The sequence below is a fragment of the Saccharopolyspora sp. 6M genome (assembly GCF_020176775.1).
GTDB classification, from domain to species: Bacteria; Actinomycetota; Actinomycetes; order Mycobacteriales; family Pseudonocardiaceae; genus Saccharopolyspora_C; species Saccharopolyspora_C gregorii.
In genome coordinates this window covers 1-16,221 of the sequence record NZ_JAIUJZ010000115.1, presented here as the reverse complement: position 1 = coordinate 16,221, position 16,221 = coordinate 1, and the positions used below count along the sequence as shown (strand labels likewise).

Below are 16,221 nucleotides of genomic sequence, written 5' to 3'. Positions count from 1 at the left end.
AGAAATCGATCCCGCAGCGAGGGAACCGCTGAGGTTCCGCTACCCCAGTGCTACGCAGCAGAAGTAGAGCGACAGAGCTCAGCGGTCCGCGGCTCGGAGGGCGTTGCCTCGTTCCCAGGGAGCTGCTCGGCCGCGCGGGTCGGTGAGTTCGGGGAGCGCGGAGCGGGAGGGCTTCTCCTCGTCCGCGGAGGTCTCGGCAGCCCCGGTCTCGCCGGTGCCTGCCACCTCGTCCGGTTCCCAGCCCAGCAGGTCCGACACGGAAGCCGACTCGTCCTCGCCGAGCTCGGCGTCGGCGCCGTCGGCGGTGCGCTCCGGCCCGGTGCGCTTTGGCTCGGGGCGCCGCGGCTCGGCGAGCGCGCCCAGCGGATCCGCGGTCTGCTGCGCCACCGCGGTCGGCGTGCGCAGCGGCAACGTGGCACCCCGCACCGGGATCTCCAAACCGGCCGCCATCGCGACCGCGCGGTCCCACTCCGGGTCCCCGCTGTAGTCCGTGTGCCCCAGCACGCCCGGCACCCAGCGGCGGAACGAGAACGGCCCGCGCTGCGGATCCGGCAGCCAGTGGTCCCCGCCGAGCACCAGCGCACCCGTCGGCCCCCGCGTCGCAGGCGGCAGCGGACCCTGCGTCCCGTCCGGCCGCAACCCGACGCCGATCAGCATCCCGTCGAAGACCTGCCGGTTCCAGGTGGTCACCGCGCCGCCCAGCGGATCGGTGCCCCGGCACAGCGACCGCCAGCGCCCGTTCAACGATCCGGCCAGATCCCGCAGCGACCCGTGCGGCACCACCCCCGGGAACGCCCGCGGATAGGCCCACTGCAGCTGGGAACCCGCGGTGACCAGCCCGACCCGTTCCCGGTCGGCCTCCGGCAGCGTCTCCAGCAGCCGCGCGGTCGCCACCGCCGCCAGCAGGCTGCCCTGGCTGTGGCCGACGAGCACCACCCGGGTGTCCGGCTCGGCGAGGTGCTCGGCCGCGCGCGCCGCCAGCTCCGGCACCACCTTCAGCGCGTAGCACGGCGGCACCACCGGGTGCGCCTCGCGCGGCCAGAACAAGGTGAGGTCGCACAGGATTCCCAGGTACCGCCCCGCGGTCCGCTCCTTCGCCGCCAGCTGCACCATCCGCAGCAGCCCCGCCGCGAGCAGACCCAGCGCCAGCACGCCCAGCGCCCGCAGCCAGTCCGCCCACTCGGTGCGCGGGAAACCCCACGCCCGCAGGGCCACCGCCAGCAGCGTGCTCGCGGTCAGCACCGCGGCGACCAGCAGCAGCACGTGGTGCGAGTAGCGGCGCTGCACGTCCGCGGTCCGCCACGAACCCGCCGCGTTGCGCTGGTCCTGCTGCCTGCCCGCGTGCAGCAGCGCCACCTGCTCGGGCACGTCCTCGACCCCGCTCGGCAACCAGCGGCGGACCAGCATCCAGCACCCCAGCGCCAGGCCGCCGACCAGCAGCAGCACCGCCGCGCTGCCCCAGAACAGCGCCACGTCGTCGTAGGCGTCCGGCAACCGCAGCCGCTCCGGACCGCCCAGCGCCTGCCGGAGGCTCAGCGCGAGACCCGCGCCGAAACCGGCGCCCAGCATGCACGCCAGCATCAGCACCGGCGCCGCCATCCAGCCGCCCGCCCACGGGCGCAGCTCCCGCGGCACCGAAGCCCAGCCGGGCCGGGCCAGCAGCGCCGCCGGAACCAGCAACGCCGCCACCGCCGAGCAGGTCAGCAGCAGTCCCACCGTGATCGCGTCCACGGTCGCCCCGGAACCCGGCAGCGGCGCGTTCAACGGCCCCGGCAGCACCGCCACCGCGAACAGCAGCACCGCGGCGGTCGCGACCACGACGCGGCGCGCGGTGCGGCTGAGCAGCCCGCGCACCACCGCGGCCACCGGGCCGGAACCCATCCCGCTCGGATCGTCCAGCAGCAGCGTGCCGCCCACCGACAGCACCAGCAGCAGTTCGGCGAGGATCCAGCGCGGATCGGGGTTCGGCGTCAGCGGCCCGCCCAGCGCGAGCACCGAGATCACGGCCAGCGCCCCCACCACGTGCAGCGCCCGCAGCGCAGGCGTGTCCGGGTCGGCGACGACGTTCGCGCCCGGCAGCAGCGGGGCCCGCGCCGAGTGCTTGGCGGACTCGGTGCGCCCGCCGAACGTCCGCCACGAACCGGAGACCTGCCACGACACGCTGGAGAGCCGGTGCATCAGCAGCACGACCAGCCCGAGCAGCAGCATCGCCGGTACCGCACGTACCGCCGGCACGAGGCGCAACGACTCCGGCACCTCGTCCAGGCACGGCGAACCGGGGCGCAGGCACTGCGCGGCGAGCAGGTCCAGCAGCACCACGGCCAGCTGCGCGACGAACAGCATCGTCAGCAGCAGCGCGCCCACCCGCAGCAGCGCCCGCAGCAGGCGGGACAGCAGGGCACCGACGCGGTCGCCGGACCGGGGCGGCGGCAGCATCCAGTGCGCCACGTTGCTCAGCGCGAACGGGAACATCAGCGCCCAGCTGGCCTTCGCCCAGCCGCCGGAGGTCATGCCGCCCCACACGTAGCCCTCGACGATCCGGGGCACGGTGCGATCGCCCGCGGTGAGCATCGGGCCGGGCACGGGACGGCGCAGCCGGTCGGCGGGGCGCACGATGCGCCCCACCCCGTCGCCCGCCACGTCGACCGAGGCCACGGAGTCGGTGAGCGCGTCCCCGGTGGTCCCGAGGATGCCGTGCACCCGCAGCTCGACCACGCGGGTGTCGGGCCCCGGTATCTGCACTTGTGCCTCCTGGCCATCGGGTGTTGATCACTTGCCCGTGATTGTCCACCGCAGATCGACTCGTGGCGAGCCCTCGGCCACTCGATTGTGACGGCCTTCGCCCGCGCCTGTCCCGGGTTCGCCGTTGCTCGATCGAAATGCCAGGTCAGCGGATCGAGAAGGGCTTGCGCGCGCACGCAACCGGGCACGTCCGGGTGAGGTGCAGGCGTGTCGCGGGGCAGCGGCCGCGGTGCACCCACCCCCAGCGGGTGCACGGCGGCCGCCGGATGGCGGAACCGACCCCTCCGCGATTCCTCCAGCCGCGATCAGGCCCCGCCGCTCAGGCCGTTGATGTCCCTGGCCTGCCCGATCTGCAGCACCGAGCCGTTGGTGGTGCCCGAGAAGTTGTTGTGCACGACCACCCCGCGCTGCGGCTCCGGCTCCACCGCGCGCCGCTGGTCCTGCTCCAGCCGTTCCCGGTCGACCCGCGCGGCGTCGACGCCGTCGAGCAGTTCCGGGTTCACCGAGTGCTTCGGGGTGTAGAGGTAGGCGTGGTCCTCGAAGTTCTTCACCTTGACCGCGTTCGCGGCGAACTGGGAGGCGCGCTTCTTGACGTAGCCGCCGCGGACGACGTCGGTGAACACCCGCTGGGACAGGATCGCGGCCACGTAGGTGACGTCCGCGTCGGAGGCGGTGAGGATGCGGCGCACCGGTTCCGCGTCGAGCAGCCGGTGGGTCTCGTTCATCGAGGTGGACAGCCCGCTCTCCGGCACCGGCCCGAGGTGGACGCTGGCGCGCAACCGCAGCTTGAGCGCGCGGTCCCGGGCGCGGACGACCTCGTCGTGCTCGTCGAGCACCTCGTTCAGCTCGTCCAGGAACGGGTCCACCAGGAACGGGGTGTCCATCGCGTCGACGCCGAAGTAGTAGCCGTCGCCGGTGGAACTGGCGAACACCTTCGTCTGCCACAGCCGGGAGAGCCCGCACTGCTCCAGTGCCCGCTCCAGCAGCTGCGGGACGTCCCGGCTGAGCCGCTCCTGGTGCGCGCTCGGGCTGAGGCTGAAGTCCTTGGTGTCCACGGCGAACACCGCGCGGTACGGCGGGAGCTGGCTGCTGCGCCGGGCGTTCGGACTGGGTGGCATGTCTCGTCCTTCCTGGAGCGGGAGCACCCGCGGGCCGGTGCTCGCCTGGGACCAGCATCGGGCGGGGGCGCGCGAACCGGAGTCCGATTTCGGACACCGCGGTGAGTGGTCGCGATCACATCTATCGGGATCGGTGGATCTCGTCCAGCAACGCCGCCGGATCGAGCACGTGCACCCCGCCCTGCTCGGTCCGCAGCAGGCCCAGCGCGCGGAAGTCGGCGAGGCTCGCCGCCACCGAACTCCGCGCCAGTCCCAGCAGGTCCGCCAGATCGCGTTGCGGCAGCGGCACGAAGTCGTCCTGCCCGGCGCTGGCCGTCAACCGGCACAGCAGCCACGCCACCTTCGACCGGGCCGACGAGCGGGACAGCTCCGAGATCATGCTGCCGTTCGACCGCAGCTTCATGCTCAAGTAGCCGGTCAGCTGGGTGCCCAGCCCGCGGCGGCGGACGAACGCGGTGAACTCGGGACCGCGCAGCCGCTGCCCGCGGCACTCCACCACCGCGAACGCGCTCGCCGACCGCGGTCGCTCGTCGATGGCGGCCTGCTCTCCGATGGTGTCGCCCGCGGCGCGCAGCGCCAGCAGCGACCGGCCGTGGTCCGCCCGCGCGCCGACCACCTTGCACAGCCCCGAGGTCAGCACGAACACGTGATCGCCGCCCTCGCCCTCGTTGAGCAGCGCCGCACCCGGCGCGCAGCGGAACGGCCCGCCGATGCGCAGCAGCTCGGCCCAGTCCGCGGCGGACAGGTGGTCGCGGAAGCTGCGGTAGTCCTCGTCGAGCGCCACGGTGATCGATTCTGGAGCACCGGATCCGAGGTGGACGATTTTCGCGCCAGGTCAACCCTAATGGCGGTCCGCGGCCCTCGGCTGCGTATCGTCCCCGCCGTGGGGCGGCTGATCGTGATCGAAGGACTGGACGGGGCGGGCAAGCGCACGCTCGTCGACGGGCTCACCGCCCGGCTGCGGGAACGCGGCCGCAGCGTCGCGCACGCCGCCTTCCCCCGCTACACCGCCGACGTGCACGCCGAACTCGTCGCCGAAGCGCTGCACGGCGAGCACGGCGACCTCGGCGCCTCCGTGCACGGGATGGCCGTGCTGTACGCGCTGGACCGGCGCGGCGCCGCCGACGACCTGCGCGCCGACCTCGCCGCGCACGACGTGGTGCTGCTGGACCGCTACGTCGCCTCCAACGCCGCCTACGGCGCCGCCCGGCTGGGCCAGGACGTGGACGGCGACTTCGTGCGCTGGGTGCGGGAGCTGGAGGTGGAGCGCTTCGGGTTGCCGCGCCCCGACCTGCAACTGCTGCTGCAGGTGCCCGCCGACGTCGCCGCCGGGCGCGCCGAGCACCGCGAACGCACCGAGACCCGCCGCCGCGACCGGTTCGAGTCCGACTCCTCGCTGCAGCGGCGCTGCGCCGAGCTCTACGCGCGGCTCGCCGAGACCGGCTGGTGGTCGCCGTGGCTGGTCGTCGACGGCTCCGCGCGGCCCGACCACGAGGCGCTGGCCGCTCGCGTCCTCGGCTGACCGGCCACCGAGCTCCGCGGTGCCGTCGCCCGCGGCCGACTCCCCCGTTCGGCGGTACACCGCGCTCCGCGTTCGGTGCAGGCGCGACGACCTGCGGTGACGATCGGCGGGTGCTGCACGCCCCGGGAGTGAGAAGTGCAACCATGTGGGGCATGAAGGCGCGCGTGCTCGTGGTGGACGACGATCCGGCCCTGGCCGAAATGCTGACCATCGTCCTGCGGGGCGAGGGGTTCGAGACAGCCGTGGTCAGCGACGGCACCAAGGCGATGCCCGCGCTGCGCGAACTGAAACCCGACCTGGTGCTGCTCGACCTCATGCTGCCCGGCATGAACGGCATCGACGTGTGCAAGGCGATCCGCACCGAATCCGTGGTGCCCATCGTCATGCTCACCGCGAAGAGCGACACCGTGGACGTGGTGCTCGGGCTCGAATCCGGCGCCGACGACTACGTCGTCAAGCCCTTCAAGCCGAAGGAGCTCGTCGCGCGGCTGCGCGCCCGGCTGCGCCGCACCGACGCCGAACCCGCCGAGGTCCTCGCCATCGGCGACCTCAGCATCGACGTCCCCGGCCACGAGGTCACCCGCGACGGCGTGCCCATCGCGCTCACGCCCCTGGAGTTCGACCTGCTCGTGGCGCTGGCCCGCAAACCGCGCCAGGTGTTCACCCGCGAAGTGCTGCTCGAACAGGTCTGGGGCTACCGGCACGCCGCCGACACCCGCCTGGTCAACGTCCACGTGCAACGGCTGCGGTCCAAGGTCGAGCGCGACCCGGAACGGCCCGAGGTGGTGCTGACGGTCCGCGGCGTCGGGTACAAGGCCGGCCCCCCGTGATCCGGAGACCGGCGCGTTGAGCGGATGGGCGAGCCGGGGCGGCGTGCTGCACCGGTGGGGGGCGCGCGCCCGCGTCGAGGTCCGCGAGCGCTGGCAGCGCTTCGAACGCGTGTGGCGGCGGTCCATGCAGCTGCGCGTCGTCGTCAGCACGCTCGCGCTGTCGTCCGTGGTCATCTGCGTGCTCGGGATGGTGCTGCAGACGCAGATCACCTACCAGCTGATGACCGCGAAGGAAGACGCCGCGATCTCGCAGGTCCGCTACAGCCTGCCCGTGCTGGAACGCGAGCTGACCGCGGTCGACCCGAACTCCGACGACGTCTCCCAGCAGCTCGAACAAGCGCTCAACCGGCTCACCACGCCCAACTCGGGACGTCCCAGCACCGAAGCCTCCGCGGGCGCCTTCGACCCGGTGCTCGTCGACGGCTCCGACGCCGAATCCGAGGCGCAGCCCTCCGCCGGTCCCATCGACGACGTGCCCGAGGAACTGCGCCGGTTCGTCGAGCAGGGCGAGCTCGCCAAGCAGATCACCACCGTGCAGCGCGGACCCGAGCCGGTCACGATGCTCGTCGTCGGCACCCCCGTGGACAGCTCGACCCGGTCCTTGCAGGCCTACCTGTTGTTCCCGCTGACGTCCGAGAAGGACACCCTCAACGTCGTGCAGAGCACGCTGCTCGTCGGCGGTCTCGTGCTCGTGGTGCTGCTCGGCGCCATCACCAACCTCGTCACCCGCCAAGTGGTGCGCCCCGTGCGGCAGGCCGCGGAGAACGCCGCGCGGCTCGCCGACGGCGACCTCGACCAGCGGATGCGGGTGATCGGCGAGGACGACGTGGCCCGGCTGGCCGAATCCTTCAACGAGATGGCCGACAGCCTCAAGCAGCAGATCAAGCAGCTGGAGGAGTTCGGCCAGCTGCAGCGCCGCTTCACCTCCGACGTCTCGCACGAACTGCGCACCCCGCTGACCACCGTCCGGATGGCCGCCGACGTGCTGCACGCCTCCCGCGAGCAGTTCCCGCCCGGGCTGGCCCGCTCCACCGAACTCCTCGTCGACGAGCTCGACCGGTTCGAATCGCTGCTCGCCGACCTGCTGGAGATCTCCCGGCTCGACGCGGGCGTCGCCGAACTCTCCGCGGAACCGCTCGACCTGCCCGCCATCGTGCAGCGCGCCGTCGACTCGGTGCGCGGCATCGCCGAGACCAGCGGCGTCCCGCTGCGCGTCGAAGTGCCCGCCGTCGACCTCGACCTCGTCGCGGACGCGCGCCGCGTCGAGCGGATCGTGCGCAACCTCATCGCCAACGCCATCGACCACGCCGAAGGCGGACCCGTCGAAGTGCGCTTCGGCGCCGGCCAGGACGCCGTCGCCGTCAGCATCCGCGACTACGGCGTCGGCCTGCGGCCCGGCGAAGCGGAACTCGTGTTCACCCGGTTCTGGCGCGCCGACCCGTCCCGCAACCGGCGCACCGGCGGCACCGGGCTCGGCCTGTCCATCAGCTCCGAGGACGCCCGGCTGCACGGCGGCGTGCTCGACGCGTGGGGCGAGCCGGGCTCCGGATCCTGCTTCCGGCTCACCCTGCCGCGCGAACCCGGCCGCGAGTTCGGCGAAAGCCCGCTGGCCCTGCCGTCGGGACGACGCATCGCCGCACCCGGCGCGCTGCTCGCCCGCACCGTCGACGCGCACGCCGACGGCGAACCCGACGGCGAACCTGCCGTCCGCGACACCGGCCCGGCACGGTTGTCCGAACCGGCCCCGGCCGAGCCCCCGCCGCACGCCCGGCCGGCCCGGGCACGGCTCGAACCGGGACGTTCCGACCGGGCCGGGGAACAGGTCGCCGAACGAGGTGGGGAGGACCCGAGATGATCAGCCGCCGGCTCGTCGCGCTCGCCGTGGCGGTGCTCCCGCTCGCCGCCTGCGCCTCCATCCCGGAACGCTCCGACCCGATGGCCGTGCCGCTGACCGACCACGGCGTCTCCCGCACCACCACGCCGGAACCGCCGCGCGCCACCGATCCCGTCGACATCGTGCGCAGCTTCGTCGACTCCGGCTCCACCCGGGAGACCGGCTACGCGTTCGCCCGCACCCACCTCATCCCCGAAGCCGAGCGGCGCTGGGAACCGGCGAGCTCGGTGCTCATCGTCGACAACATCGACACCATTCCGGTGCCCCCCGCCCCGGGCCAGCCCGACGGGGAACGCCTCGTCAGCCTGCAAGCGGACCGGGTCGGGCGGCTGCGCGCCGATTCCTCCTTCGTGCCCGAGACCGGGCCGTACGAAGTGCGCGTCCCCGTGCAGCGGGGCCGGGACGGCCGGTGGCTGATCGCCGTGCCGCCGTCCGACATGGTCATCAGCCGCACCTCGTTCGAGAACGACTTCATGCCGGTGCCGATCTACTTCGCCGACCACGACGGCGCCGGCGTCGTCCCCGACCTGCGGTGGATCGGATCGCAACCCGACAGCACGCTGCCGCGGCGCGTCGTCGAGCTGCTCATCGGCGGCCCGTCCGAGGGCTTCGAGAAGGCGATGGGCAGCAAGCTGCCGCCGAACGCGAGCCTCAAGACCAACGCCACCGAAGCCGACGACGGTGCGCTCGTGGTCAACCTCGGCGAACTCGGCGAACCCGACCTCGAAGCCCGCCGGATGATCGCCGCCCAGGTGGTGCTGTCGCTGCAGAGCGTCAGCAAGGCGCGCGTCCGGCTCCAGGAGGACGGGGTCGAGCTGCTGCCCGGCGAGCGGGACCTGCAACCCGCCGACGTCGCCTCCTACGAGAGCGACAACGCGTTGCGCCCCGGCACGCCCGGCCTCGTCGTGATCGGTGAACGGCTGCACGCGCTCGACGAGGACACCCGGCCCGTGCCCGGCCCCGCGGGGTCCGGCGCGCTGGAAGTACTGCAAGGCGCGCAATCCATCGACGGCACCCGGCTCGCGGCGGCCACCCGCAACCCGTCCGGCCAGGTCGACCTGCGGATCGGCGCGTACGGCTCCGCCGACCTGCCCGCGGTCCCGCTCACCGGCAGCTTCATGTCCCGCCCCACCTGGCGCGACGAAAACGAGGTGTGGACCGTGGTCAACGGGCGCGGGGTGTTCCGCGCGATCGAGGAGAACGGCAGCTGGACCGTCCGGCCGGTCGACGTCGCCGAGTTCGCAGGCGGACGGGAGATCAAGGAACTGCGGCTCTCGCACGACGGGACCCGGGCCGTCGGCGTCGTCGACGGGACCATCGTCGTCGCCGGGGTCGTCGACGAGGACGGCCGCGTCGCGCTGCGGCACCCCGTGGTGCTCGGCGCCGACCGCGGCTTCGACGTCACCCACGTCGACTGGCTCACCGACCGGTCGCTCGTCGCCACCACCGACGGGTCCTCCCCGGTCATGGAGGTGTCCGTCGACGGGTTCAAGTGGACCGGGTACGCCTCCGCGAACCTCACCCAGCCGATCAACGCCGTCACCGTCGGGCCCGGCAAGCGGGTCGTCGTCGCCGACCAGAGCTGGCTGTGGGAGGCGGGGGAGCCGAAGGCGGTGTGGAGCGTGCTGCCCGGCCAGATCGGCGGGAACTCGATCCCGTTCTTCCCCGGCTGATCTTGGCCCTGCCGCGTCGACGGGCGGGTGGCGGAGCCTCGGCGGGTTCCCCGCCGCGGGAACGGTCGTCACCGGTGGCTGCGCCGCAGGAGGCGACGCCGTCCCCGCGAGGACACCGCTGGACCCGCGGGGGTCCTGCTGCTCCGGTGGCCGGCTGTGGGATCGACCGCCCCGGTTCGGCGGTGCCGCCGACTCGCTCCGGTGTGTCGGATGGGGAGATCGCGCAGGATCGGGGCGTGCGTGGATCGGGTGAGCAGTGGGGGAGAGCGGGCGGGGCCGTCGCGGTCGCGATCGGCGGACTGGTGGACCTGGTGCTGCCGCTGCGGTGCGCGGGGTGCGCGCGGCCCGGCACCGGGTGGTGCACCGGCTGCGGGCGGGAACTCGGCGGGCTGCGCAAGGTGGTCCGCGAGCTGCCCGCGCCGCCCGGCGCTCGTGCCCCGATGCCGCCGGTGTTCGCGCTCGGCCGGTACCGCGGCGCCGCGCGGCGCGCCATCATCGCCTACAAGGTCGCCGGCCGCCGCGACCTGGCCGAACCCTTCGGTCGCGCGCTCGCCGACGGGCTCGGCGGAATCACCGGGTGGGCACCGGAGCTCGTGCCCGCCGCCCGGGCGGCGCATGCGTCCGCCGGGCCGTCCGGTCCGGACCGAGCGGTCGAGGCCCCGCGCTGGAACCTGGTGCCCGCCCCGTCGCGCCCGATCACCTCGCGCCGCCGGGGCGGCGCGCACATGAGCCGGGTGGCGCGCCGGGCCGCCGCCGCGCTCGCCGACCGCGGCACGGACGCGACCGTCGCCGACTGCCTGACCACCGGACCGGGCGCCCGTGACTCGGCGGGCCGCACCGCGCAGCAGCGGCTGCACGATCTGGCGGGCCGCTCGGCGGTGCTGCCGGACCGCGCGCCCCCGCCGGGAGAACCGGTGCTGCTGGTCGACGACGTGCTCACCACCGGCGCCACGGTCGCGAGCTCGGTGGGTGCGCTGGCGGTCCACGGCGTGCCGGTCACCGCCGTCCTGGTGCTGACCGCGACCGGCGGTTGACCCGTTCGTGCGGACCGGCATCCGGGTGGAACTCCGCCCGGCCCTTCGTTCGTTCAGTGGGTATGAGCAGTCGACAGGATCCGGCGCCGGGCGCCGCGCCCGGCGGGGACCGGGCATCGCGCCCGTTGCGGCACGTAGCCGCAAGTCGATCTAGCTTCCCCCGAACGAGTGAGACGAGTGGGATGGGACACGCCGACGGAACGCGTTGCGCGAGCCTCGCGCGTCGCCCGCTCAGCCCCGCACATCACGCTCGGTGGCGGCTTGACGTCGCCCGTCTCGGGGGCTGTTTCCCGTTGGCGAAGTTAGCTAACGTGCCTGCATTCAGTCGTACCCGGGCTTTCGGGAAGGAGTGAGAACCCCATGTCCCTGGCGCCGGAAGCGAGCTGAGAACACCGCTGCACCGGCGCCTCCGTGCGGACACGTCCACGGGATGTACGCGAGGAACGGAGGTCGTGAATGGACATCGTCGTCAAGGGTCGCAACGTTGAGGTTCCCGAGCACTACCGGGAGCACATCGCTGAGAAGCTGACCCGGCTGGAGCGCTACGACAGGAAGACCATTCGGGCGGACGTGGAGCTGTTCCACGAACGCAACCCGCGACAGGCGAAGAGCTGCCAGCGCGTCGAGATCACCTTGAAGAGCCGCGGCCCCGCAGTGCGGGCCGAAGCGTGCGCAGGTGACTTCTACGCCGCGCTCGACTCGGCGACGAGCAAGCTGGAGAACCGGCTCCGCCGCATGCACGACCGCAGAAAGGTCCACTACGGCCGGCACAAGTCCACCTCCGTCGCCGAGGCCACCTCGGCGAACACCTCCCAGACCGTCGCGGCGGCGGGTTCCAGCGCCGTCGGATTGCTCGAAGCCCCCGCGGAGGAAGCAGTGGAAGCCGACGTCGACATCGACCTCCCCGCAGGCACCGGCGCGACCGGGACCGGCCGCGGTGTCCCCCAGCCGCGCGGCAGCTCCGACGACGGCTACGAACCGGGCCGGATCGTCCGGGAGAAGGAGCACACCGCCACACCCATGACCGTCGACCAAGCCCTCTACGAGATGGAACTGGTCGGCCACGACTTCTACCTGTTCTCCGACGCCGACACCGGCTGCGCGAGCGTGGTGTACCGGCGCCGAGGATTCGACTACGGGGTGATCCGGCTGGCAGGCTGACCCGATGATCGACCGGGCGTCCGGCGAGTCTGCGCCAGCGCCCGACCCCGCCGACCGTCCCCCGCGTACCGTGTGCGCGGGGGACGGTCGCCGTCCGGGGCCCGGTACCGACCGATCGCTCCTCGGGAATCGCCCACCGGGTGACCCGGCTCTAATACGATGACCACAAGGCGTCCTTGACGGGCGCATCACGATCAGCTAGTGAGGTCGACCGGATGGTCCTGTCCCGACTGCTCCGCGCCGGCGAGGGCAAGACGCTCAAGCGCCTCCGCGCCATCGCGAAGCACATCAACGAGCTCGAAGACGAAGTGCTCGCGCTCTCCGACGCAGAACTGCGGGCCAAGACCGACGAGTTCAAGCGCCGCTACAACGACGGCGAGACCCTGGACGAACTGCTTCCCGAGGCGTTCACGGTGGCACGCGAAGGTGCGCACCGCACTCTCGGCCAGCGGCACTACGACGTCCAGCTCATGGGTGGCGCGGCCCTGCACCTCGGCCAGATCGCCGAGATGCGCACCGGTGAGGGCAAGACCCTGACCTGCGTCCTGCCCGCCTACCTGAACGCCATCGCGGGCAAGGGCGTCCACGTCGTCACGGTCAACGACTACCTGGCCAAGCGCGACTCCGACTGGATGGGCCGCGTGCACCGCTTCCTGGGGCTCGACGTCGGTGCGATCACCGCCGACATGACCCCGGAGCAGCGCCGTGCCGCCTACGAAGCGGACATCACCTACGGCACGAACAACGAGTTCGGCTTCGACTACCTGCGCGACAACATGGCGTGGAGCCTGTCCGACTGCGTGCAGCGCGGGCACTTCTTCTCCATCGTCGACGAGGTCGACTCGATCCTCATCGACGAGGCCCGCACGCCGCTGATCATCTCCGGCCCCGCCGACCAGTCCTCGCGCTGGTACCAGGAGTTCGCGCGGCTCGCGCCGATGCTGCACAAGGACGTCCACTACGAGGTCGACGAGCGCAAGCGCACCGTCGGCGTCACCGAGGACGGCGTCACGATCATCGAGGACCAGCTCGGGATCGAGAACCTCTACGAGGCCGCGAACACCCCGCTGGTCGGCTACCTGAACAACGCGCTCAAGGCCAAGGAGCTCTACAAGCGCGACAAGGACTACATCGTCCGCGACGGCGAAGTCACCATCGTCGACGAGTTCACCGGCCGAATCCTGCACGGTCGCCGCTACAACGAGGGCATGCACCAGGCGATCGAGGCCAAGGAAGGCGTCGAGATCAAGGCCGAGAACCAGACGCTGGCCACGATCACGCTGCAGAACTACTTCCGCCTCTACGAGAAGCTGGCCGGCATGACCGGTACGGCCCAGACGGAGGCCGCGGAGTTCCAGGGCACCTACAAGCTCGGCGTCGTCAGCATCCCGACGAACGAGCCGATGGCCCGCAAGGACCAGCCCGACCTGGTCTACAAGAGCGAGGCCGCCAAGTTCGAGGCCGTCGCCGAGGACATCGAGGAGAAGCACCGCACCGGGCAGCCGGTGCTGGTCGGCACCACCAGCGTCGAGCGCTCCGAGCACCTGGCGAAGCTGCTGACGAAGAAGGGCGTGCCGCACAGCGTGCTCAACGCCAAGCACCACGAGTCGGAGGCGGGCATCGTCGCCGAGGCGGGGCGCAAGGGCGCGGTCACGGTCGCCACCAACATGGCTGGCCGCGGTACCGACATCGTGCTCGGCGGCAACGTCGACCACATCGCCGACGCCGAGCTGCGGCGCCACGGCCTCGACCCGGTGCAGCACCGCGAGCAGTACGAGGCGGAGTGGCCGGGCGTCGTCGAGAAGGTCAAGGCCCAGGTGAAGGCGGAGGCCGAAGAGGTCCGCGCCGCGGGCGGCCTGTACGTGCTGGGCACCGAGCGGCACGAGTCGCGCCGCATCGACAACCAGCTGCGCGGTCGTTCCGGCCGCCAGGGCGACCCCGGTGAGTCCCGCTTCTACCTGTCGCTCGGTGACGAGCTGATGCGCCGGTTCAACGCGGCCATGGTCGAGACGGTGATGACCCGGCTGAAGGTGCCGGACGACGTGCCGATCGAGAACGGCATGGTCACCAAGGCCATCCGCAGCGCTCAGACCCAGGTCGAGCAGCAGAACATGGAGATCCGCAAGAACGTCCTCAAGTACGACGAGGTCATGAACCAGCAGCGCACGGTGATCTACGCCGAGCGCCGCCGGGTCCTGGAGGGCGAGGACCTGCGCGAGCAGGTCCGCCACATGATCAAGGACGTGACCGCGGCCTACGTCGGCGGCGCCACCGCCGAGGGCTACGCCGAGGACTGGGACTTCGACAAGCTCTGGACGGCGCTGAAGGCGCTGTACCCGGTCCAGCTGGACTGGGAAGAGCTGGTCGAGTCCGAGGAGGACGTCAGCAAGGAGCTGCTCCAGGAAGCCGTCCTCAACGACGCCTGGGACGCCTACGACCGCCGCGAGGCCGAGGTCGACGGCAAGGTCGGCACGGGCGCCATGCGTGAGCTGGAGCGCCGGGTGGTGCTGAGCGTGCTGGACCGCAAGTGGCGCGAGCACCTCTACGAGATGGACTACCTGAAGGAAGGCATCGGACTGCGTGCCATGGCGCAGCGCGACCCGCTGGTGGAGTACCGGCGGGAAGGCTTCGACATGTTCCACGCGATGCTGGAGGCGTTGAAGGAGGAGTCGATCAGCTTCTTGTTCAACGTGCAGGTGGAGGCGGCCGAGCCGGAGCCCGCTCCGGAGCAGCCGTCGGTGCCGGTGTCGGTGAGCCGTTCCGACGGGTCCGACTTCCCGACCGACGTGCAGCCGGCCGTCGCGCGCGAACCGCGGGGCGCCGCCGCTGCGCAGCCGACCGGCGAGGCCGCGCAGCCGCGGTCCAAGCGCGCCAGGGCGGCCGGACCGGCGATGAGCCAGCTCGGCGGTGGCACGGTCGGCGGCGACGGCACGCAGAACGCGTTCGGCGGGCAGGGCTTCGGCACTCCGCCGCAGCGTCCCCGGCTGAACTACTCCGGCCCCAGCGAGTCGGGCGAGGTGCGCACCAACACCGAGCGCGGCACCGGTGAGGACGCCAACGGCGGTACCCGGCGCGAGCGCCGTGCCGCGGCCCGGGAAGAGGCCAAGAAGAACAAGCGGAACTGACCTTCCGCCCGAAGCACCACCGCGGGGGCGCCGCCCCCCCCCCCCCCCCCCCCCCCCGGCGCCCCCCCCCCCCCCCGGCGGGGGGGGGGCCCCCGTCGTGTCGGGGCCCGGCTTTCAGACGGCGGCCAGGAAGGTGCACAGCCATCCCGCCTCACCCCGCTCCCAGCGCAGCACGACCGCGCGGGTCCGCTTCGGAGAGGAGATGACCGCGCAGCCCTCGACCAGGTCCGCGCCCACCGGACGCGCGTGCAGGGAGTGCAGCCGGGCCCGCGGCTCGTGCAGGACCTGCCGCAGCGCGTTCGATTTGAGCAGGGCGTGCACGGCGGGGGAGATCCGGGACTTGATCTGGCTGAGCGGCCGACGACCGAGCAGCACGTCCACCACCGGTTCGCCGAGCCTGGCCGCGAGCGCGCCGGAGCTGCGGTCGGCCGGTGCACCGGCCGGGTTGGCGAACAGGGTGCGCCGTGGAACGGCCGGCGCTCGTTCCGGGGCCGTGCGTTCCGGGACCGTGCGTTCTCGGGCCGGGCGGACCGGAGCCGGGATGACCGCGGAAGCGTGGACCGGGTGACCGGGAACCGCGTGCACCGGTTCTCGGCGGACCGGGTTCCCGGTGGAGCGAGCAGTGGGCGGCAGCGGTGTGGCGGGGGCGGGCATGGCACCTCCAGGGCGGTTCGCGGCGACCGGAGTCGGCCGGTCTCGTGGGGTAGAGGGCCGAGACCCCGGATCGCGGTCGTCTCCCGGCGAGATCGCCCCGAAGGTGTGAGCCGAGGCCCGAGCCGGCGCAACCCGGCGTTCATCCGCCGTGACCTGCGATTTCCCCTTAAGAGGGGGGTGGTGTTCAGGGCCCTGTGGGCGTCCTGTAGATTTCTTTCTGCCAGCACGGAACGGGCCGAAAACGAATCGGGCCGGGTGCGGCGGGGTCGCGAAACGGGCTTCCAGGTGACTGGTAGAGTGAGTGACCTGATGGATCAACTCTAAACGGCAGGCCGGTGGCGGATGTTTCGCCTGTGGGTGTGGCGGGATGCGGGAACGCGGAACTGACCCCCCCCCTGAAACGGCCGGAAATCGGGCCTGCTAGAGTTTGGAACATCGCAAGAACGAAAGACGGAATGAACTGACTCC

Annotated in this window: 11 protein-coding genes; 7 read left to right on the top strand and 4 right to left on the bottom strand. The window is 72.4% G+C overall.

Features of this window, described 5'->3' with window-relative positions; translation table 11 throughout:
- Positions 1 to 78 precede the first annotated feature (78 nt).
- From LCD31_RS16660 to LCD31_RS16650, 3 genes are all read right to left on the bottom strand, one after another.
- Complete coding sequence (locus LCD31_RS16660) at positions 79 to 2,742, bottom strand: hypothetical protein (RefSeq protein ID WP_224959265.1); 2,664 nt, start codon at positions 2,740 to 2,742, stop codon at positions 79 to 81.
- A gap of 305 nt (positions 2,743 to 3,047) precedes the next feature.
- Positions 3,048 to 3,860 (bottom strand): hypothetical protein, encoded by an 813-nt coding sequence (locus LCD31_RS16655; protein ID WP_224959263.1) that lies wholly within the window; start codon positions 3,858 to 3,860, stop codon positions 3,048 to 3,050.
- Positions 3,861 to 3,981: 121 nt separating this feature from the next.
- Positions 3,982 to 4,644, bottom strand: a complete 663-nt coding sequence (locus LCD31_RS16650) for a Crp/Fnr family transcriptional regulator (RefSeq protein WP_224959262.1) — start codon at positions 4,642 to 4,644, stop codon at positions 3,982 to 3,984.
- Positions 4,645 to 4,743: 99 nt separating this feature from the next.
- On the opposite strand from LCD31_RS16650, the gene LCD31_RS16645 reads away from it, so the two are divergent.
- From LCD31_RS16645 to secA, 7 genes are all read left to right on the top strand, one after another.
- The gene (locus tag LCD31_RS16645) at positions 4,744 to 5,382 is read left to right on the top strand and encodes a dTMP kinase (RefSeq protein ID WP_224959261.1); all 639 of its coding nucleotides are present in this window, start codon (positions 4,744 to 4,746) and stop codon (positions 5,380 to 5,382) included.
- A 152-nt stretch (positions 5,383 to 5,534) separates the two neighbouring features.
- Positions 5,535 to 6,212, top strand: coding sequence for an MtrAB system response regulator MtrA (gene mtrA, locus LCD31_RS16640; protein WP_224959260.1), 678 nt, complete (start codon positions 5,535 to 5,537; stop codon positions 6,210 to 6,212).
- A gap of 16 nt (positions 6,213 to 6,228) precedes the next feature.
- Positions 6,229 to 8,067: an MtrAB system histidine kinase MtrB gene (gene mtrB, locus LCD31_RS16635; RefSeq protein WP_255615415.1), complete on the top strand. Its 1,839-nt coding sequence runs from the start codon at positions 6,229 to 6,231 to the stop codon at positions 8,065 to 8,067.
- Positions 8,064 to 9,779, top strand: a complete 1,716-nt coding sequence (locus LCD31_RS16630; RefSeq protein WP_224959259.1) for an LpqB family beta-propeller domain-containing protein — start codon at positions 8,064 to 8,066, stop codon at positions 9,777 to 9,779. The genes mtrB and LCD31_RS16630 overlap by 4 nt, the downstream gene beginning before the upstream one ends.
- A 236-nt stretch (positions 9,780 to 10,015) precedes the next feature.
- Positions 10,016 to 10,813: a ComF family protein gene (locus tag LCD31_RS16625; RefSeq protein ID WP_224959258.1), complete on the top strand. Its 798-nt coding sequence runs from the start codon at positions 10,016 to 10,018 to the stop codon at positions 10,811 to 10,813.
- Positions 10,814 to 11,269: 456 nt separating this feature from the next.
- Positions 11,270 to 11,974 (top strand): ribosome hibernation-promoting factor, HPF/YfiA family, encoded by a 705-nt coding sequence (gene hpf / locus LCD31_RS16620; protein ID WP_224959257.1) that lies wholly within the window; start codon positions 11,270 to 11,272, stop codon positions 11,972 to 11,974.
- A 215-nt stretch (positions 11,975 to 12,189) separates the two neighbouring features.
- Positions 12,190 to 15,099: a preprotein translocase subunit SecA gene (secA, locus tag LCD31_RS16615; protein WP_224959256.1), complete on the top strand. Its 2,910-nt coding sequence runs from the start codon at positions 12,190 to 12,192 to the stop codon at positions 15,097 to 15,099.
- A 114-nt stretch (positions 15,100 to 15,213) separates the two neighbouring features.
- On the opposite strand, the gene LCD31_RS16610 is transcribed toward secA, so the two are convergent.
- Positions 15,214 to 15,753, bottom strand: a complete 540-nt coding sequence (locus LCD31_RS16610) for an Rv3235 family protein (protein ID WP_224959255.1) — start codon at positions 15,751 to 15,753, stop codon at positions 15,214 to 15,216.
- Positions 15,754 to 16,221: the final 468 nt, after the last annotated feature.

Coding starts and splice junctions, on each gene's coding strand:
- hpf (WP_224959257.1), top strand. CDS start 11,270: ATGGACATCGTCGTCAAGGGTCGCAACGTTGAGGTTCCCGAGCACTAC.
- LCD31_RS16655 (WP_224959263.1), bottom strand. CDS start 3,860: ATGCCACCCAGTCCGAACGCCCGGCGCAGCAGCCAGCTCCCGCCGTAC.
- LCD31_RS16630 (WP_224959259.1), top strand. CDS start 8,064: ATGATCAGCCGCCGGCTCGTCGCGCTCGCCGTGGCGGTGCTCCCGCTC.
- LCD31_RS16610 (WP_224959255.1), bottom strand. CDS start 15,753: ATGCCCGCCCCCGCCACACCGCTGCCGCCCACTGCTCGCTCCACCGGG.
- secA (WP_224959256.1), top strand. CDS start 12,190: ATGGTCCTGTCCCGACTGCTCCGCGCCGGCGAGGGCAAGACGCTCAAG.
- mtrA (WP_224959260.1), top strand. CDS start 5,535: ATGAAGGCGCGCGTGCTCGTGGTGGACGACGATCCGGCCCTGGCCGAA.